This window comes from Dokdonella sp. GW821-FHT11D02, assembly GCF_058808595.1.
Map to the genome: position 1 here is coordinate 740823 of NZ_CM179520.1, position 18357 is coordinate 759179.

General features: G+C 68.5%; 14 protein-coding genes. 5 read left to right on the forward strand and 9 right to left on the reverse strand.

All coding sequences use genetic code 11. The features are described 5' to 3' along the window. Positions 1-44: 44 nt before the first annotated feature. The 3 genes from AC3QL3_RS02990 to AC3QL3_RS03000 form a co-directional block, all read right to left on the reverse strand. A complete protein-coding gene (locus AC3QL3_RS02990) occupies positions 45-2861 on the reverse strand; it encodes a serine/threonine-protein kinase (RefSeq protein ID WP_492896806.1) in 2817 nt (938 codons plus the stop codon). Beyond that, a complete protein-coding gene (locus AC3QL3_RS02995) occupies positions 2861-3421 on the reverse strand; it encodes an ECF-type sigma factor (protein ID WP_492896807.1) in 561 nt (186 codons plus the stop codon). The genes AC3QL3_RS02990 and AC3QL3_RS02995 overlap by 1 nt, the downstream gene beginning before the upstream one ends. 61 nt (positions 3422-3482) lie before the next feature. After that, positions 3483-3959 (reverse strand): TonB family protein, encoded by a 477-nt coding sequence (locus AC3QL3_RS03000; RefSeq protein ID WP_492896808.1) that lies wholly within the window; start codon positions 3957-3959, stop codon positions 3483-3485. Positions 3960-4165: 206 nt separating this feature from the next. Here AC3QL3_RS03000 and AC3QL3_RS03005 point away from each other — a divergent pair, with 206 nt between their 5' ends. The 4 genes from AC3QL3_RS03005 to AC3QL3_RS03020 all read left to right on the forward strand — a co-directional run bounded on the left by AC3QL3_RS03005 (position 4166) and on the right by AC3QL3_RS03020 (position 9973). Beyond that, positions 4166-6466 carry an NADP-dependent malic enzyme gene (locus AC3QL3_RS03005; RefSeq protein ID WP_492896809.1) on the forward strand — a complete coding sequence of 767 codons (2301 nt, stop codon included), beginning with the start codon at positions 4166-4168 and terminating at the stop codon, positions 6464-6466. Further along, positions 6463-7665 (forward strand): hypothetical protein, encoded by a 1203-nt coding sequence (locus tag AC3QL3_RS03010; protein WP_492896811.1) that lies wholly within the window; start codon positions 6463-6465, stop codon positions 7663-7665. The genes AC3QL3_RS03005 and AC3QL3_RS03010 overlap by 4 nt, the downstream gene beginning before the upstream one ends. Before the next feature lie 150 nt (positions 7666-7815). Then, entirely contained in the window at positions 7816-9246 is a 1431-nt protein-coding gene (locus AC3QL3_RS03015; RefSeq protein ID WP_492896812.1) for a sensor histidine kinase, read from the forward strand. Continuing rightward, positions 9239-9973, forward strand: coding sequence for a response regulator transcription factor (locus AC3QL3_RS03020; protein WP_492896813.1), 735 nt, complete (start codon positions 9239-9241; stop codon positions 9971-9973). The genes AC3QL3_RS03015 and AC3QL3_RS03020 overlap by 8 nt, the downstream gene beginning before the upstream one ends. Positions 9974-9983: 10 nt before the next feature. Here AC3QL3_RS03020 and AC3QL3_RS03025 read toward each other — a convergent pair whose 3' ends face one another. The 6 genes from AC3QL3_RS03025 to AC3QL3_RS03050 all read right to left on the reverse strand — a co-directional run bounded on the left by AC3QL3_RS03025 (position 9984) and on the right by AC3QL3_RS03050 (position 15073). Beyond that, positions 9984-10652 carry a pentapeptide repeat-containing protein gene (locus AC3QL3_RS03025; protein ID WP_492896814.1) on the reverse strand — a complete coding sequence of 223 codons (669 nt, stop codon included), beginning with the start codon at positions 10650-10652 and terminating at the stop codon, positions 9984-9986. Positions 10653-10685: 33 nt separating this feature from the next. Then, positions 10686-11882, reverse strand: a complete 1197-nt coding sequence (locus AC3QL3_RS03030; protein WP_492896816.1) for a tetratricopeptide repeat protein — start codon at positions 11880-11882, stop codon at positions 10686-10688. 37 nt (positions 11883-11919) lie between these two features. Continuing rightward, positions 11920-13524 (reverse strand): DUF4384 domain-containing protein, encoded by a 1605-nt coding sequence (locus tag AC3QL3_RS03035; RefSeq protein WP_492896817.1) that lies wholly within the window; start codon positions 13522-13524, stop codon positions 11920-11922. A 32-nt stretch (positions 13525-13556) separates the two neighbouring features. Further along, positions 13557-13907: a hypothetical protein gene (locus tag AC3QL3_RS03040; protein WP_492896818.1), complete on the reverse strand. Its 351-nt coding sequence runs from the start codon at positions 13905-13907 to the stop codon at positions 13557-13559. Positions 13908-14044: 137 nt separating this feature from the next. Next, a complete protein-coding gene (locus AC3QL3_RS03045) occupies positions 14045-14344 on the reverse strand; it encodes a hypothetical protein (RefSeq protein WP_492896819.1) in 300 nt (99 codons plus the stop codon). Between the two features lie 381 nt (positions 14345-14725). Continuing rightward, positions 14726-15073, reverse strand: a complete 348-nt coding sequence (locus tag AC3QL3_RS03050) for a hypothetical protein (protein ID WP_492896820.1) — start codon at positions 15071-15073, stop codon at positions 14726-14728. A 531-nt stretch (positions 15074-15604) separates the two neighbouring features. On the opposite strand from AC3QL3_RS03050, the gene aceE reads away from it, so the two are divergent. After that, positions 15605-18325, forward strand: a complete 2721-nt coding sequence (gene aceE, locus AC3QL3_RS03055; protein WP_492896821.1) for a pyruvate dehydrogenase (acetyl-transferring), homodimeric type — start codon at positions 15605-15607, stop codon at positions 18323-18325. Positions 18326-18357 lie beyond the last annotated feature (32 nt).

The window sequence follows — 18357 nt, forward strand, 5'->3', positions numbered from 1 at the left end:
GCTGGCGCGATCCGAGATCGCTACAGCCGCGGGTGGCAGCGCAATCAGTTGGCAGCCGCGGGATCTTGCGCGTCGAGCAGACGCCGAAACGCCGACGCCGCCGGATAAGCGCGTTCGAGCCGCTCTCCGTATTCGCGCCGCAGCGCGTCCGCGCGTGCACCTTCGCCGGCCTCGCGCAACGCATGCGCGTACGCCATGGCATAGCGCGCGGTGCGCGGATGCTCGGCGCCGACGTCGCGCAGCGTGAGTGCGTAGGCGGTCTCTTCGAAGCGCAGCGCGGCGGCGCGGTCGCCGCGTGCGCGTGCGATGGCCGCACGCACGCCGGCGGCGCGTGCGTGGATTTCCGGTTCGATGCGATCGCCGACCGCGTCGACTTGGTCGAGCAGGGTTTCCGCTTCGGCGTAACGGCGATTCGCTACGTACCAATCGGCCAGCGGCAGGCGTGCATATGCCAGTTCGATCGTATCCGCGTGCGCGGCGCCGCGTGCGGCGATGACCGCTTCGAGCAGGCTGCGCGCTTCGGCATCGGCCTGGCCGGCTTCGATCAGAGCCATCGCCAGATCCACACGCATGACCGGCAGGCGGTCGTTGTCCTTGCCGGCCACGGCGGCTTGATGCGTCTCCAGCGCCTGGCGCAGCAGCGGCACCGCGGCGTCGAATTCGCCGAGCAGGTATTTCAGCAAGCCGGCATTGAACAGGACCTGCGCGTACTGCGTGCTCTGCGCGCCGCTGCGGCGCAGGACGATCGGCGTGCCTTCCGCCAGCACGGCGCCGGCTTCCTCGAACAGTCCGTTTTCGGCCAGCGTTTCGGCGAACACGACCAGATCGGTGGCGTAGGCCGCGCTGTCGGCGCCGAACAGCGTGCGCGTCAGCGCGATGCGTTCGCGCTTGATCGCCAGTCCCTTGGCGTAGTCGCCGTGGTAGTACAGCACCGATTCGTAGTCGCGCAGCGCCAGCCGGTAGTCGTTGCTGCGCGTCGCGCCGGCGTCGGCGTACAAGGCCAGCGCGCGTTCGCACAGCGGCAAGGCCTTGGCCTGCTCGCCGGCATTCGACGTCAGGCGGCAGATGTCGAGCAGGCTGCGCGCGATCACGAGCGGCGCGGCCTGGGCGCGTTCGCGCAAACTCAGCGCTTGCTGCGCGGCGGCCATCGCCTGCGGTCCTTTGCCGGCGGCGTCGAGCGCTTGCGCCAGCGTGCCGTAGGACTCGGCCAGCAGCAGCGCGTCGTCGCCGGCGTGACGTTGGGTCAGCTCGAGCGCGCGTTGCGCGGCGTGCTCGGCCTCTTCGGACGATCCGCGCACGCGCAGGATCGCGCTCGCTTTCGCGCGCAGGCTGCGTGCCGCCGCGAGCGGGTCGGCCACCGCCGGATCGAGGTCGAGCTGCGCCGCCTCTTCCAGCAGCGGTGCGCCGGCGCTGCCCTCGTTGATGCCGCGATAGGCGTTGCCGAGCGCTTCGAGCAGGCGCGCACGCACGCGCGGCTGCTCGGCCAGTTCCTCGTCCACGCGCGCACGGCTCTGGTCGAGCACCTCGCGTGCGCTGAAATCGTGCCGGCCCGATTGGGTCGGATCGGCCAGCGCGAACGCAGAGATCAGGAACTCGGTGGTGCGGCCGGCGACTTGCGCTTGCAGGCGCGCCTCGCGCTCGGCGCGCACGGTGCGCCAGGTGAAGCCGGCGACGACGACAAACAGCACCGCGGCGACGCCGAGCGCCCAGCGATTGCGCCAGACGAAGCGCTGCGCGCGATAGCTCCAGCGGCCGCGCCGCGCCGACACCGGCTGCGCGGCGAGGAAGCGTTCGAGATCGGCCGCCAGTTCGTGCACCGAGGCGTAGCGCTGCGCCGGTTCGCGCCGCAGCGCCTTCAGCGCGATCGCGTCGATGTCGATCGGGATGCGCCGCCCGCGCGCAGGCGCGGTGTCGACGGTTCGCGGCGTGCGTTCGCGCAGACGCTGCTGTTGGCTCGGCGGCGTGATCGCACCGGAGACGATCGCGTTCGAGCGCGCGTGATCGGTGGCCAGATGATCGAACGGACGCACACCGGCGACCAGTTCGTACAGCACCACGCCGAGCGAGTAGACGTCGGTGGCGGTGCCGAGCGGCGCGCCCTCGATCTGCTCCGGGCTGGCGTAGGCGAGGGTCATCGCCTGCGTCGCCGGCGCGGCGCTGCTGTCGTCGAGCAGGCGCGCGATGCCGAAGTCGAGCAGTTTCGGCTCGCCCTGCGCATCGACCAGGATGTTCGCCGGCTTCAAGTCGCGATGGATGACCAGGCGTTCGTGCGCGTAGGAAACCGCGGCGCAGACCTTCAGGAACAAGGCGACGCGCGCGCGCAGGTCGAGCGCGTGCGTGTCGCACCAGCGGTCGATGCGTTCGCCCTCGACGTATTCCATCGCCAGGAACGGCTCGCCGTCGGCATCGCGGCCGGCGTCGACCAGATGGGCGATGTTGCGATGGTTGAGCGAGGCGAGGATGCGCTGCTCTTCGTTGAAGCGCTGCTGTTGCGAGAGAGCGCCGGCGCGCAGGCGTTTGAGCGCCACGCGCTGGCGCGCGCCGCCCAGATGCCGCTCGGCCAGCCAGACCACGCCCATGCCGCCTTCGCCGAGGCGTTCGAGCAGACGGTAGCTGCCCGGTGCGTCGGCCTCGATGCGCCGTTCCGCGGTGAGGCGTTCGGCGACCACGGCGACGCGCTCGGCCAGCCCGTCGTCGGCGGTGTCCTCGGCCGTCGCCAGCAGCCATTCCACTTCTTTGCGCAGCGCCTCGTCGCCGGCGCAGAGCGCCGCGAGCCGCGCCGCACGCTCGCTGCGCGCCAGCTCCAACACCTCGTGCGCGATCGCCTGCGCCTGCGCGTAGCGGCGATCTTGCGGCTGCATCAGGCCAGCTCGCGCTGCAGCCAGGCGCGCGCCATGCGCCAGTCGCGCACCACGGTCGGCCGCGCGACTTCGAGCAGGTCGGCGATCTGTTCCAGTTCGAGGCCGGCGAAGAACTTGAGATCGATCACGCGCGCCTGGCGCGGACTGATCTCGGCCAGGCGCTCGAGCAGCTGGTCGAGTCCGATCAGATCGACGCCGTTGGCGACTTCGAGGTCGATTTCCTCGATCGAGACGCGCTCTTCCGAGCTAGGGCGCTTGCGCGCCTGGCGCCGCCGCGCGTGATCGACCAGCACGCGCCGCATCGCGCGCGCGGCGATCGCGGCGAAGTGCGCGCGGTTCTCGAAGCGGGTGTCGCCATGACCGATCAGGCGCACGAACGCCTCGTTGACCAGGGCGGTGGTCTGCAGCGTGTGGCCGGCGCGCTCGCGCGCGAGTTCGCGCGAGGCGAGCGCCTTCAATTCCTCGTAGATCAGCGGCGTCAGACGTTCGAGCGCCGCGTCTTCGCCCTGCGACCAGCGCAGCAGCAGGCGCGTCACGTCGCTGTCGGCGGAAGCGGTCATCGTCGGTTCCTGTGGCCGGCGCGAGCATAGCAAGCGCCCGCCGTATCGAACGGCGACGGGTTCAACGCCATTTGGCGCGAGCGCGCTGGTCTTCCGGCGACAGGCGGTCCTTGTCGCGGCCCTCGATGGAAAAGTCCATGGTGAAGCGCATCGTCGAAACCACCGGTATGCCGTTGCGCTGGGCCGGCTCGAACTCCCATTCGCGCACCGCGATGGCGAGGTGGCGGCCGAACGGCTCGCGGTCGGCCTGCACGATGCGGATGTCCTTGGTGTGACCGTCGATGCCGATGCTGAACTCGACCTCGGCGCGGCTCATCTTGCCGTTGAGCACCTGGGTGATCGGATAGAGAGGCGTTTTGCCGCGGCGCAGGCGCGCCGGCGTGTCGTATTGATCGGAAGCGGGGCCGACGATCGAGCCCGGTTCCATCCAGCGGTTGGCGCGCTGGCCGGTCGGCGCGGAGGCGCAGGCGGCGGTCAGCGCGACCAGCACGAGAGTGAGCAAAGCCGCGGCGGCGCGGCGCGACAGGCATCGATACATCGGACTTTCTCCCTGGATAAACGCAGCATTCCCGTACCGCGCGGCGATACTGCCATACGCGGCCGCGCTTGCGCGCGGGCGTCCATCGCACTGGCGCTGCTGTCGCCGCAGGCCGTATCGAAACGTCGGAATCGGGGTTCGGGGCGAGTGCTATAGTCGCCGGCGATTCCGCACGCGGAGCGTGCGCTCTCCTCCTCGTAGTCACCATGCCGACGATCGAAGAACTCAAACAAGCCGCTCTCGCCTACCACCGCAAAGACCCGGCCGGAAAGATCAAGGTCACGCCGACCAAACCGGTCGTCACCCAGCGCGAACTCTCGCTCGCCTATTCGCCCGGCGTCGCCGCGGCCTGCGAGGAGATCGTGCGCGATCCGGGCGAGGTCGCCACCCTGACCGCGCGCAGCAACCTGGTCGCGGTCATCACCAACGGCACCGCCGTGCTCGGCTTGGGCAACATCGGTCCGCTCGCGGCCAAGCCGGTGATGGAAGGCAAGGGCGTGTTGTTTCAGAAGTTCGCCGGCATCGACGTGTTCGATCTGGAGATCGCCGAGAACGATCCGGACAAGCTGGTCGAGATCATCGCCAGCCTCGAACCCAGCTTCGGCGGCATCAACCTCGAAGACATCAAGGCGCCCGAGTGCTTCGAGGTCGAGAAGAAGCTGCGCGAGCGCATGAAGATTCCGGTCTTCCACGACGACCAGCACGGCACCGCGATCATCGTCGGCGCCGCGGTGATCAACGCGCTGCGCGTGGCCGGCAAGGACATCGGCGAGATCAAGCTGGTCTCGACCGGCGCCGGCGCGGCCGGCATCGCCTGCCTGGACATGCTGGTCGGGCTCGGCGTGAAGCCGGAGAACATCTGGGTCGCCGACCGTCTCGGCGTGGTCTACAAAGGCCGCGTCGAGGAGATGGACCCGAACAAGTGCCGCTACGCGCGCGAGACCGACGCGCGCACGCTCGATCAGATCATCGACGGCGCCGACATCTTCCTCGGCCTGTCCGCGCCGGGCGTGCTGAAGCCGGCGATGGTCGCGCGCATGGCCGAACGGCCGATCATTCTCGCGCTGGCCAATCCGACCCCGGAGATCCTGCCGGAAGAAGCGCGCGCGGTGCGTGCCGACGCGATCATCGCGACCGGCCGCTCGGACTATCCGAACCAGGTCAACAACGCGCTCTGCTTCCCCTACATCTTCCGCGGCGCGCTCGACGTCGGCGCCACCGTCATCAACGAGGCGATGAAGATCGCCTGCGTGCATGCGATCGCCGAACTGGCGCGGCGCGAGTCGAGCGACATCGCCGCGCGCGCCTACGGCGGCCGCTCGCTGACGTTCGGGCCGGAGTATCTGATTCCGCAACCGTTCGATCCGCGCCTGATCGTGCAGCTGGCGCCGGCGGTGGCGAAGGCGGCGATGGATTCGGGCGTCGCCACCCGCCCGATCGAGGACCTGCGCGCGTACTGGGAGAAGCTCAACCAGTTCGTGTTCCGCACCACCTTGCTGATGAAGCCGGTGTTCACCCGCGCCAAGTCCGAACCCAAACGCGTGGTCTACGCCGAGGGCGAGGAAGAGACCGTATTGCGCGCGGTGCAGGCGGTGGTCGACGAGGGCATCGCCAAGCCGATCCTGATCGGCCGGCCGTCGGTGATCGAGTCGCGCATCCAGCGTCTCAGCCTGCGCCTCAAGCCCGGCGTCGATTTCGAGTTGTGCAACATCGAGAGCGATCCGCGCTTCAAGGATTACTGGTCGCTCTACCACGAGCTGATGGAGCGTCGCGGCGTCACGCCCGACAGCGCCAAGGCGATCGTGCGTTCGCGCTCGACCGTGATCGCCGCGCTGATGCTCCGCCGCGGCGAAGCCGACGCGCTGATCTGCGGTCTGGTCGGCCGCTTCCACAAGAAGCTCGGCTACCTGCGCGGCATCCTGCCGCTCGATCCCGGCGTCGACAACGTCTCGGCGATGAGCGCGGTGTTCAACGACCGCGGCGTGTTCTTCTTCCTCGACACCCATGTCGCGCTCGATCCGGACGCCGAACGCATCGCCGCCTCGGCGGCACAGGCCTCGTTGCGACTGAAGCTGTTCGGCATCACGCCGAAGGTGGCGATCCTGTCGCATTCCAATTTCGGCAGCCACGACGATCCGAGCGCGCAGAAGATGCGCCGCGTGGTCGAACTGTTGCGCGAGCGCCTGCCGAAGGTCGAGATCGAAGGCGAGATGCACGCCGACACCGCGCTCAATCCGGAAGTGCGCGAGCGCCTGTTCCCGAACTCGCGCCTGTCCGGCGCGGCCAACGTGTTCGTCTGTCCGAACATGGATTCGGCCAACATCTCCTTCAACATGACGCGCGTGATGACCGACGGCGTCGTGCTCGGTCCGATCCTGATGGGCTTCTCCAAACCGGCTCATGTGCTGACGCCGGCGGCGACCGTGCGCCGCGTGTTCAACATGACCGCGCTGGCGGTGGTCGAGGCGCAGATCCGCGCGCAGGTCGCGGCGAAGCCGGGCACGTGAAGCGGCGCGTCGTGCTTCGCGGCGGCGTGGTCGCAGCGTGCGCGGCGTGGTTGGCCGCTCTGCTGCGTCCGCGCGCGGCGCAAGCGGAGGTCTACGCGTACCGCAAAGTCGATCTCGCGCAGCTGCGTCGCGCATTCGCGCCGCCCGCGCAGGCGCCCGAACTCCTGCTCGCGTTCGCGCGCTGGCTGAATACGCAGGCGCCGCCCGGGCTGCCGCTGGCCGACGGCTTGAGCGGCGACAACGGCAAATGGACCGCGCGCTTCAACGACTTCTGGACCGAGGAAGGCGCCGATCTGTCGGAAAAGTTCGCGATCTTCCTCGCGATCGGCGACGGCGGCGAAATTGCGCTGTGGAACCGCGACGGCGGGCCGAGTTCGCAATGGCCGGTGGTCTTGATCGGCGGCGAAGGCGAGGCGGCGGTGCTGGCCGATTCTTTCGCGGGCTTTCTGGCGCGCATCGCGCAGGCGCAGTTCGACGAGCCCGAACCCGGCAGTCACGACTGGTTTTCCTGGAGCGGCTTCGAGATCGACGCCGACGGCGATGACGAGGAGGACGAAGAGGCCGCACGCGAACGCCGCGCCGATCTCGCTGCCGCGCGCAAAGCGCGCAGTGCCTTGGCCGAGTGGCTGCGCCGGCAAACCGGCCAGGACGATCTCGCCGCGCTGGCGCGGCGGCGCGTGCCGCGCGACGCTTTGCGTCAGCTGTTCGACGCGCATCAGAAATCCGTGTACGAGCGCCAGCGCGCCAGCGCCGACTGGCGCGCCTTGCGCGCGCTGGTGCAAGCGGACCGGCCGAAGGCGTACCGCGGCAGCAGCAACGACTTGCACATCGTCTGCGCCGGCGATTTCTTCCGCATCGGCGACATGTCCAAGCAGGGCCGCCGCTTCGAGCCGTACGCGCGCAGTCGCGAGATCGAGCCGCTGATTCGTGCTCTGCGCGAAGAACGCGCGCGGCGCTTGCCGGCGCACGGCCTGTGGTTTCATGCGCGACTGCGCATCTACACCGCCGACACCGCGGCCGACGAACAGCAGCCGGGCGCGCTCGAACTGATCGCGCAGTATCTGGACGATGCATCCGACATGTCCTGGCTGCCCAAACCGCCTGCGGCGCAGGTGCGTGCGGACTTCCGCCGGCTGCCGCGCAGCGCGTGGTGGACGCCGGCGTGGCTGCAGGCGATCGTCGCCGCGCCGCCGGGCTGAGTTCGCGCAAGCGCGGCGTAATCGTTCACGCGGGCTTCGCGGCCTCGATCGTTTCGGGTATCTTTGCCGCCGCAAGAAATATACAAATCCCCCAACGCTGCTGTGCGCTAGGCAGGAAGCTCTGCGCCGGACCCCAAGAAGACCAGGGGCATGTCAGATCTTCCTTCCACGCCTTCCCGCGAAGGCGCGCGGCCGCTTGTCGATGCAGACGGCCAACGACGGCACGGCCGTCCGCCGAGCTGGCTTTGGCGCGCGCCGGTCGCCGATCCGGTCGATCGCCGCAACGCGCCGATGCTGCAAGTCGTCTTGCTCCTGCTCGGCAGCCTGCCGCCGTTGTTGTGGCTCTATCGCGTGCTGCTCTCGGGCATTCCGTGGCGAGCCGGCGAAACCGCCAGCATGCTGATGAGCCTGTCGGTGTCCGCGTTCGCCTTGTTCGGCGTGGCGCTGATCCGCTTCGGCCGCTTCCAGTGGGCGATCCGCCAGACCTTGGCTCTGGTCGCGCTGGTGATGATCCTCAGCCACGCGCTCGAAGGCAGCAGCCGGCAGGGTTACGAACAACCGCTGGCGGTGGTGTGGATGGTGCTGGCCGGCCTGATGGTCGGACGCCGCGCGCTGTGGGCGATGTACGCCTGCGTGATCGCCTCCTCGATCGCCGGCGGCCTGGTCGATCTGCGCGCCGGCCATCCGATCGACACCGGCATGAACGTCACCGCCAGCATCGTCATCGATGCGGTGATCTTTCTCTTGATCGCGGTGGTGATCGATCGCAGCGTGCGCGCGCTGCGCGAGAGCTTGAGCGATGCGACGCGCCGCGGCGACGCGCTGGCGCAGGCGAATCGGCGCCTGGAAGCGGAGATGGCCGAGCGCGAGAAGGTGCAGCAGCAGCTGATCCACGCGCAGAAGGTCGAAGCGGTCGGGCGTCTCGCCAGCGGCGTCGCGCACGACTTCAATCATCTGCTCAGCCTGATCCTCGGCTACGCCGCGAAAGGGCGCCAGCTCGAGGACGTAAATGAATTGAAGAAAGCGCTCGGCGGCGTCGAGGCGGCCGGCCGCCGCGCCACCGCGGTGACGCAGAAGCTGCTCACCTTCGGCCGCAGCGAAGCAACCCAGCTCGAGCGTTTCGATCTGATCGAAGCGCTGCACGATCTGCAGCCGATGCTGCGCCAGCTGTTCGATCCCGGCGTGCGCATCGTCTACGCGTCGGCGCCGCAGCCGCTGCCGATCGAGTTCGATCGCGCGCAGTTCGATCTGGTCGTGCTCGGCATCGCCGCCAACGCCAACGACGCGATGCCCGACGGCGGCCGCTTCGAGCTGCAAGCGCGCAGTCTCGACGACGGCGCACGCGTCGAACTGATCTTGCGCGACAACGGCCACGGCATCGATCCGGCGGTGCGTGCGCGTTTGTTCGAAGCCTTCTTCACCACCAAGCCGGCCGGCCGCGGCAGCGGACTCGGTTTGGCGGTCGCGCAGGATCTGGTCTCCGCGGCCGGCGGTCGCATCGAAGTCGACAGCGAGCCGGGTGCGGGCGCGACCTTCCGTATCGTGCTGCCGGCGGCGCAGCCGGAGTACGCCGATGCCTGACGGACGTGAGCCTGCGCAGCTCGCGCGCATCGCCGTGCTCGAAGACGACGACGCGCTGCGCGAGGACATCCTCGTGCCCGGCCTGGTCGCGAGCGGCTACGAGGTCGAGGGCTTCGGCCATCCGGCCGATTTGTATCGGCGCATGCTGGCGGTTTCCTTCGACGTGGTCGTGCTCGATCTGCGCCTGCCCGACGAGGACGGTCTCTCGGTCGCGCGTCATCTGCGCGCCGGCTCGCCGCTCGGCATCGTCGTCTTGACCGGCCGCGGCAGCGCGGCCGAGCGTGTGCAGGCGCTGGGTGAGGCGGCCGACGCCTGGCTGACCAAGCCGGTCGAGGTCGAAGTGATCGCCGCCACGCTGGCCAGCTTGCTGCGCCGCATGCGCATGCCGGCGCCGAGCGCCGCGCCGGTGCGCACCAACGTGCCGCGCTGGCGCTTGGTCGCGCAGGGCTGGCGCTTGTGCTCGCCGTCGAACCAGGAGATCGCGCTGAACCGCGCCGAGCGCAGCGTGCTCGAATGCCTGTTCGCGGCCCACGGCGAAGTGGTGGCGCGCGAACGGCTGGCCGCGGTGCTCGGTGCCGGCGGCGACGAGGTCGATCCGCATCGCATCGACATGCTGGTGCATCGCCTGCGCCGCAAGACCGTCGACCGGCTCGGTCAAGCGCTGCCGCTGCGCTCGGTGCGCGGGCACGGCTACGTGCTGGTCGACGGCGAGAACGCCGCGCACTGAGCGCGGCGCGTCATTCGCAGCGGCCGCGCGAACCCGGACCGCAGACGCGGCCGTCGGTCCACACGGCGCCGTCGAGCACGGCGTCTTCCAGTTGCGCATTGGTGAGATCGGCACCGCGCAGGTCGGCGCCGTCGAGACGCGCGCGGCGCAGATCGGTGTTGACGAAATCCGCTCCAGCCAGATGCGCGCGGCGCAGGTCGGCGCCGCCGAGATCGGAGTTGGTGAAGGCGTAGCCGCCGAGGTGCTGGCCGGAAAAATCGGCGTCGCGCAAGTCTTCGTTGACGCGATAGCGCGGATCGGCCGGCGCCGACGTGGCCGTGCTGTAGACCGTGGTGCGGCCGTTGCGCGTGACGATGGTCTGGTCGCGCGCGACCGTGGTGTCATCGCCGAACGACTGCTCCGACACCGCGCCGGCACCTTCGGCGTGGTTGATGACGGTGCCGTCGATGACCGTGCTCGAACTGCCGTCGCTATTGCGCGGACGTGTGGTCGGTGCGCGCGCCTTCGCCGCCCGCCGTTTCGGCTCGGTGTGAACGACGCTGGCTTGGTCGCCGTCCGCGTGGATCTGCGCACCGGCGGCACGGATGTCGACGCGATCGCCGTCGACGTTGATCGACTGCGCGGCAACGGGCAGCGCCGAAGCGGCCAGCAGGAGCAAAGTGGTCAGCTGAAGTTTCATGAGATCTCCGGGTCGCTTGCAGAAAAGGGAAGGTCAGTGGCCGTCGTCGGCGCGCAGCCGGCGCGCACGCGACAGCGCATTCGGATTGCTCGGCGGCGGTGCCGCGCTCGCGCCCGGCGCTGGCGTCGTGACCGCCGTGACGACGCCGGGCGTCGCGGACAGTCCGATCGCGGATCGAGACGGCTGTGCTGCGGTCGCCGCCGGGATCGCGGCGAGCGGTTTCAGTTCGAGCAAGCCTTGCAAGGGATCGTCGAGCAGGGCGTCGCCGCGGCCGTCCGCGCGACCGCCTTGCGGCAAGGTCATGCGCGAGAGTTCGAGCATCCAGGCCGGGCTGATCGGCTCGGCGCTGGTCGAGCGCGACAGGATCAAGGACAGCATGCGCTGCGCCTCGACATTGCCCGAGCGCGCGGCGAGGCGGTACAGACGCACCGCCTCGCCGTAGTCGACCGCGACGCCGTCGCCGCGGTGGTAGCGTCCGGCCAGCTCGTAGGTCGCGGCGGCGTCGCCGGCGGCGGATTTCTCGCGCAGGTTGCGCAGCACGTCTTCGCGCGGCGTCGCTGCGGCGGCGGCGCCGAGGCGTTCGAGGTTGCGCGTGGCGGTTTCGCTGCCGGCGTTGGCGGCTTGCTGGTACCAAAGTCGCGCCGTCGCCGTTTGTCCGTTGCGTTCGTAGGCGACGCCGAGCGTGTTGGCGGCGATCGGATCGCCACCGGCGGCGGCGCGTTCGAGCAGATCGCGCGCGGCGAGCTTGCTCTGCGGCGAGGCGATGTCGTCTTCCAGCACGCTTTGCAGATAGAGGCCGCGCGGATAGCCCGATTGGCTGGCGATGCCGAACCAGGCGCGCGCGTCGCCCGGATTGCGCGCGACGCCGAGGCCCTTGGCGAGCAGGTAGCCGGCAGCCAGCGCGGCGCGCAGATCACCGCCGACCGCGGCTTTCTGGAACTGCCGATAGGCTTCGCCGTAGCTGCGGCCGACGTTCTCGCCGCGGTAGTAGGTGAGACCGAGCTGCAGCATCGCGGTGACGTCGCCGCCGTCGGCGAGACGGTTCAGCGCGGCCAGCCGGCGCCGCATCGACGGGCCGACCTTGAGCGTCGGCGCGTCTTCCTCGGCGGCTTCCTCCGTCGGCGGCAGCGCGCTCGGCTTCAGCACGATTTCGGCGCGCGCGCCGCCGCCGTGGAGAGTGCACGCGGCGGCGGCCACGAGCAGGAGCGCGAAGGGATGGCGTAGCTTCATGACGTTCTCCGGTGACGATCGTCGTTGCCGCTCGGCCTCAACGCGCCACGCTCCATTGCAGCGTGGCCGAGCCGTGCCGGGTCGATGCGCTCAGCGCGGCGATGCGCTGCTGCAGATCGTCCAGGCGCGCGACGCTCTTGATCGGGCTGAGCGGGGTGACGCCGAGTTCGTCGCGCAAGGCGGGCGAGAGGTCTTCGCCGGCGGCGAAGCAGGTCGCGCTCTCCTTGCCCATCGTGGTCATGTCGATGCTGAAGCTGTTGGGGTTGGTGATGTCGGGAATCAGGGTCGAACGTCCGGCCTGCACCAGCGCGGCCGGCTGGAAGCTGCTCGGATAGATCTGCGTCAGCGCGCCTTTGGCGTCTTGATAGAAGCAGTACAGCCACGCGCTCTGGTCGGTGCTGACGTTGAGCAGCAGCGATTCGCCCGGCGCGAATTTCGCTTCCTTGCGGTTGAGCGTCAGCTCGACGCCGATCGGTGCCGGCGTGGTCGCGGCCAGTGCCGCTTGCTCGCCGCGCGGCTTGGCCGCGAACGCCGCGTTGCCCTCACCGCCGCCCCAGCCGATGCGCACGAAGCCGCCGTTGCCGTCGCTGGCGACGTAGTTCTTGATCAGCCGCTCGTAGGTTTCGAAGTTGACGTTGCCGCTCGCGGTGGCCTTGTGATCGGCCTGGTAGCGGCTGAGCGCATCGCGCAGATCGGGCGAGCTGCGGCCGTCGGCTTCGCCGGCGTAGTAGCCGAGGCCGCGCAGCGCGGTCTGCAGCAGGCGCACGCGCTCGTCCTCGGACATGTCCTGGTACCACTCGTGCAGCTGGCGCTGGAATTCGGGATGCGATTGGTCGAGCGCGAGGCACTGCCAGTACGGCACGCGCGCCCATTTGCCGACCAGCTCGATCACGCCGAGATCGACCAGGGTGCGCACGGCCGGGCCGACGCCTTGCGCGATGGTGCCGCCCATCGTGAATTGCACGCCGGCCTTCTTGATGCGCGCGCCGAGATCGAGACCTTCGCCCTTGTTGCCGGCGACCAGCTCGTTGGCGGAATCGAGGCCCGGATACAGCGTGCGCGTGCCGAAGTCGCCCAAGTGCAGCTCGAGTCCGACCACGGTGGTGATGATGTCGTTGGAGTAGCCGAACTCCCAGTTCTTCGCCGACGCGCCGAGACCCGCATTGCGGATCAGCACGTTCTGGTCGACGTAGGCGATCGCGCCGGACACGTACAGACTTGGTTTGGGGATCGCCATCTGTCCGCTCGGCAGCATCAGGTTGGTCAGCGTCTGCACCGTGTCCTGGCGCAGCGGATCGATTTCGAAATCGACCACGCGGAACGCGTTGCTGGTGCGCGACATCTGCGACAGCGCGGTGACGATCATCTCCTTGGTCGCGACCGAGGCCTTGCCCGATAAATCTGGGATCAGCTTGCTCGTCACCAAGGTGGTCGGCAGATGGTTCTCGCGCAGCATGTTGTCCATGCAGGCGAGGCCGTCGCTGAAGCTGGTGATCGCGCGCACCGGTTCGGAGATCGGCCGGCTTTCGACCGTCGACGATTCGATGTAGGCGCGATCGCGCCGGATGTTGGTCGAGCAGCCGGCGAGCAGGACCGTGCCGAGGGCGAGCAGGCTGACGGAGATTCGGGCAGGACAGTTCATGGAAGAGACTCGATCGAAAGGTCGCGCCGGCGCTACTTGCACAGGCTGATGATGTCGCCGCTGACGACGACGATGTTGTCGGTGCGGCTCTGCGGTCCGTAGGCGTTCTGCTGCGGTCCGTATTGGCCGGCCGGGTTGTTGTTGGGCGGCACGCCGACATTGGTGGTGCACACGCGCGCGCCGACGGTGGACGGCGTGAGCGTGGTGTCGGTGGTGCGCGCGGTCGCGCCGAAGCCGAGCCAGCGCTTGGATTCGACCGACAGCACCTTGGCGCGATCCAGCGGCGCCATGTCGCGGCGCGGCGCCAGTTCACCGCCGGCGAAGGCGTGGCCGACGAACGCGCACAGCGCGGCGGCGGCGATCAGAAACGGCGTTCGATGCATCGGAGTTCTCCTGCGGACGGACGGGTGGAGCACACGCCGATGCGTGCATCAGCGGTGTGCGAGGTTGGTGATGGTGCTGCGCGAAATGCGTGCGCAGCGTCGGCACGTCCTTGTGCCGTAGCGGTAACCAGAGCCGCTCAATCGCCGTCGTTGGACGACAGGTTCTGCTCGGCCTTGGAGCCCGGACCGATCGCGGCGTTGAGCACGGCGCCGGTGACCTGGGTCGACTGCTTGTTGTCGCCGCCGAGATTGACCTTGCCCTTGTTCGAGGACAGGTTCTGCTTGGCGGTCGCGCCCGGACCGATGGCGGCGTTCAACACGGCGCCCTGCACCTTGGTGCTCTGATCGTTCTTGCCCTTGATCTTGACTTCCGCGAACGCGCTGCCGGAGGCGAGGAAAGCACCGGCGACGACGGCGAACAGGATTTTCTGGAACATGACGTACTCCTTGGGTTGATGGATTTCGAAACGCACAGGCGCAGCACGCCTGCGATAGGCGTCCACCGGCGCGAGCCGGCACACGGCACTACTCTTGGGAATCTCGACCGAGCCGTCCCCACGGTCGGTCGAGTCGGCGGTTCCGAAGGGGATCGGAACCGTCGCTGCGAGCGGGCCCGCAGGCACCGATCGCAGGCGTCGCGGTGAAGCGACGCGGGAGCCTCGACGCGTTTCGCGGCTCCCTCTTCGAGCTGTCGTCGAACCGGCTCATCGCCCGTTCGCCGGCGGGAATCGCGGCGTCGCCGCGCTCCCTTCCGCAGCCGCCACGATGCGGCCGCTGCAGTGATGCATTGCTGGTGTCGAAGCGCTCTTGCGCAGCGCTCAGTCGCCGCCGGTTCCAACCGAGCCGATGTTGACTTCGGCTTTCGAACCGCGTCCTTTCGCCGTGTTGACGATCGAGCCGGTCACGACCACGGTCTGCTTGTTGTTGCCGGCGACACGCGCATTGCGCAGCGCACCGACATTCACTCTCGCCGCCGCACCGGTGTCGGCGCTGTTCACCACCGATCCCTTGACGATGACGATCTGCTCGTTGTTGCCGCCGACGCCGGCCTTGTTCGTATCACGCGCCTGCGCCGACGCTGCAGTAACCGAACACACGACGATGGCAGACAACACGACGCGTGAGATCGCGGCGTAACGTGTGTTCGAGAATCGATGCGTGTTCATGCGGCGCGGTGTTCCCAGTGGCTATGACTAGGGTTACGCCGAACGGCCCGCGCTACTGCCATCGCATCACCACGCGATGTCGAGGCGATCGTTCGCGTCGGTACGATCGTGTTTCGAGGTGACCCGCAATTTCTGCGCTTCGTCGTGCGGCGCCGAGAAGTCGCCGGCGCCGCGGGGCAATGATCGCTACGGCGAGGTTTGCCGTGATGGCGGTCGCGCCGACCGCGCGCCGCTGCTTCGACGGTGAAGCGAGATCAAGGTCGTCTGATGGCGTGCGCTACAGTGCCGGAGCAAGGCTCGTTCCGGCCAGCGATCTTCTCCAGGCAACCCGGCCGACGCAGCGATACGCGGTCCGGTGGCCGCCGTCGCAGCAGCGCTCGCACACCCACATACGCCAGCGCACGCGGCTTTGCCGCATGCGCGCGAGGCGGGGTCTGGGTAAACTCGGGGTTCACCATACCCCGCGCGCGACTCGCTTCGTCCGGAGCGACCCCGCACGCCGCAGTGCGATAGCGCACACGGAGAATTCGCATGAACCAGCTCAGCGACATCCTCGACCAGGACCTCGATCCGGCCGAAACGCAGGAATGGACCGACGCTCTGAAGGGCGTCATCAATGCCGACGGCACCGACCGCGCGCATTACCTGCTCGAACGCATGGTCGACGAGACGCGCCGCGCCGGCGGCTACCTGCCGTTCGACATGACGACCGAGTACGTCAACACCATTCCGCCGCATCTGGAGGCGCGCACGCCCGGCGACGCGGCGATGGAATGGCGCATTCGTTCGCTGATCCGCTGGAACGCGATGGCGATGGTGGTGCGGGCGAACCGCAAGCCGGGCGACCTCGGCGGCCACATCGCGAGCTTCGCCTCCTCGGCGACCTTGTACGACGTCGGCTTCAACCATTTCTGGCGCGCGCCCAACGAGAACCATCCGGGCGATCTGATCTTCCATCAGGGCCATTCCAGCCCCGGCGTGTACGCGCGCTCGTTCCTCGAAGGCCGCATCAGCGAGGAACAGCTGGATTTCTTCCGCATGGAAGTCGCCGGCCACGGCAAGGGCCTCAGCTCCTACCCGCATCCGTGGCTGATGCCCGAGTACTGGCAGGTGCCGACCGTCTCGATGGGCCTGGGCCCTCTGCAGGCGATCTACCAGGCGCACTTCATGAAGTACCTCGAGCACCGCGGCCTGATCGCACCGAGCGATCGCAAGGTGTGGTGCTTCATGGGCGATGGCGAGTCGGACGAGCCCGAATCGCTGGGCGCGATCTCGCTGGCCGGGCGCGAGGGCTTGGACAACCTGATCTTTGTGGTCAACTGCAACCTGCAGCGCCTCGACGGTCCGGTGCGCGGCAACAGCAAGATCATCCAGGAGCTGGAAGGCAACTTCCGCGGCGCCGGCTGGAACGTGATCAAGGTGATCTGGGGCAGCTACTGGGACCCGCTGCTCGCGCGCGACACCAGCGGCAAGCTGCGCAAGATCATGATGGACACGGTCGACGGCGAGTACCAGAACTGCAAGGCCTTCGGCGGCGCCTACACGCGCGAGCATTTCTTCGGCAAGACGCCGGAGACGCGCGAGTTGGTGGCGAACCTGTCCGACGACGACATCTGGCGCCTCAACCGCGGCGGCCACGATCCGCACAAGGTCTACGCGGCCTATCACCAGGCGGTCAACACCAAGGGCATGCCGACCGTGATCCTGGCCAAGACGGTCAAGGGTTACGGCATGGGCGCGGCGGGTGAATCGCAGAACCCCACGCACCAGCAGAAGAAGCTCGACAACGAGGCGGTGCGCGCATTCCGCGACCGCTTCAACATCCCGGTCGCCGACGACAAGGTCGACGAGATTCCGTACTACCACCCGGGCAAGGATTCGCCGGAAGTGCAGTACCTGCTCGAGCGGCGCAAGGCGCTCGGCGGCTTCCTGCCGCAGCGGCGCAGCAAGAGTTCGTCGATCGCGGTGCCCGATCTTTCCGCGTTCGAGCAGATCACCAAGAGCAGCGGCGATCGCGAGATCTCGACCACGATGGCGTTCGTGCGCGGCATCAACCTGCTCCTGCGCGACAAGCAGGCCGGTCCGCGCGTGGTGCCGATCGTCGCCGACGAGGCGCGCACCTTCGGCATGGAAGGCATGTTCCGCCAGATCGGCATCTACGCGCCGTTCGGCCAGAAGTACAAGCCGGTCGACGCCGACCAGCTGATGTACTACCGCGAAGACCAGAAGGGCCAGGTGCTGCAGGAAGGCATCAGCGAGCCCGGCGCGATGAGCGCGTGGATGGCGGCGGCGAGCAGTTACTCGGTGTCGGACGTGCCGATGTTGCCGTTCTACATCTACTACTCGATGTTCGGCTTCCAGCGCATCGGCGACCTCGCCTGGGCCGCCGGCGACATGCGCGCGCGCGGCTTTCTGGTCGGCGGCACCGCCGGCCGCACCACCCTCAACGGTGAAGGCCTGCAGCACGAAGACGGCCACTCGCATCTGCTCGCCGGCAGCATCCCCAACTGCCGCGCCTACGATCCGACCTTCTCCTACGAGGTCGCGGTGATCGTGCAGGACGGCGCGCGCCGCATGCTGCAGGAGCAGGAGGACGTCTACTACTACGTCACCGTGATGAACGAGAACTACGCGCACCCGGAGATGCCGGCGGGCGCGGCGGCCGACATCATCAAGGGCATGTATTTGTTCCGGGAATCGGGAATCGGGAACGGGGACTCGGGGAAGAGCAAGAACAAGAGCAAGGTTCCGGTCGTGCAGCTGCTCGGCTGCGGCACGATCCTGCGCGAGGTGATCGCGGCGGCGGAGCTGCTCGAGAAGGAATTCGGCGTGGCCAGCGACATCTGGTCCTGCCCGAGCTTCACCGAGCTGCGCCGCGACGGCTTCGACGTCGAACGCTGGAACCGACTGCATCCGATGGAGAAGAACGCGCGCAAGGCGCACGTGACCGCCTGCCTGGAAGACCGCGCAGGTCCCGTCGTCGCGGCGACCGACTACGTGCGCGAGTACGCCGACCAGATCCGCGCCTTCATCCCGGACGGCAAGCGCTACACCGTGCTCGGCACCGACGGCTTCGGCCGCAGCGACACACGCGCCAACTTGCGCGCATTCTTCGAAGTCGATCGTTACTGGGTTGCGCACGCGGCGATCGCCGCGCTCGCCGCCGAGGGCAAGATGAACCCCGAAGACGTCGCGCGCGCGATCAAACTGTGGAAGCTCGATCCGGACAAGCCCAATCCGACCACGGTGTGAGGCACTGGAAAGCCCCGTGGCGCGGCCAAAGC

What these genes read in the sequence shown, in the direction of transcription:
- AC3QL3_RS02990 (WP_492896806.1), bottom strand. Translation starts at nt 2,861, where the DNA reads ATGCAGCCGCAAGATCGCCGCTACGCGCAGGCGCAGGCGATCGCGCAC.
- AC3QL3_RS02995 (WP_492896807.1), bottom strand. Translation starts at nt 3,421, where the DNA reads ATGACCGCTTCCGCCGACAGCGACGTGACGCGCCTGCTGCTGCGCTGG.
- AC3QL3_RS03000 (WP_492896808.1), bottom strand. Translation starts at nt 3,959, where the DNA reads ATGTATCGATGCCTGTCGCGCCGCGCCGCCGCGGCTTTGCTCACTCTC.
- AC3QL3_RS03005 (WP_492896809.1), top strand. Translation starts at nt 4,166, where the DNA reads ATGCCGACGATCGAAGAACTCAAACAAGCCGCTCTCGCCTACCACCGC.
- AC3QL3_RS03015 (WP_492896812.1), top strand. Translation starts at nt 7,816, where the DNA reads ATGTCAGATCTTCCTTCCACGCCTTCCCGCGAAGGCGCGCGGCCGCTT.
- AC3QL3_RS03020 (WP_492896813.1), top strand. Translation starts at nt 9,239, where the DNA reads ATGCCTGACGGACGTGAGCCTGCGCAGCTCGCGCGCATCGCCGTGCTC.
- AC3QL3_RS03025 (WP_492896814.1), bottom strand. Translation starts at nt 10,652, where the DNA reads ATGAAACTTCAGCTGACCACTTTGCTCCTGCTGGCCGCTTCGGCGCTG.
- AC3QL3_RS03030 (WP_492896816.1), bottom strand. Translation starts at nt 11,882, where the DNA reads ATGAAGCTACGCCATCCCTTCGCGCTCCTGCTCGTGGCCGCCGCCGCG.
- AC3QL3_RS03035 (WP_492896817.1), bottom strand. Translation starts at nt 13,524, where the DNA reads ATGAACTGTCCTGCCCGAATCTCCGTCAGCCTGCTCGCCCTCGGCACG.
- AC3QL3_RS03040 (WP_492896818.1), bottom strand. Translation starts at nt 13,907, where the DNA reads ATGCATCGAACGCCGTTTCTGATCGCCGCCGCCGCGCTGTGCGCGTTC.
- AC3QL3_RS03045 (WP_492896819.1), bottom strand. Translation starts at nt 14,344, where the DNA reads ATGTTCCAGAAAATCCTGTTCGCCGTCGTCGCCGGTGCTTTCCTCGCC.
- AC3QL3_RS03050 (WP_492896820.1), bottom strand. Translation starts at nt 15,073, where the DNA reads ATGAACACGCATCGATTCTCGAACACACGTTACGCCGCGATCTCACGC.
- aceE (WP_492896821.1), top strand. Translation starts at nt 15,605, where the DNA reads ATGAACCAGCTCAGCGACATCCTCGACCAGGACCTCGATCCGGCCGAA.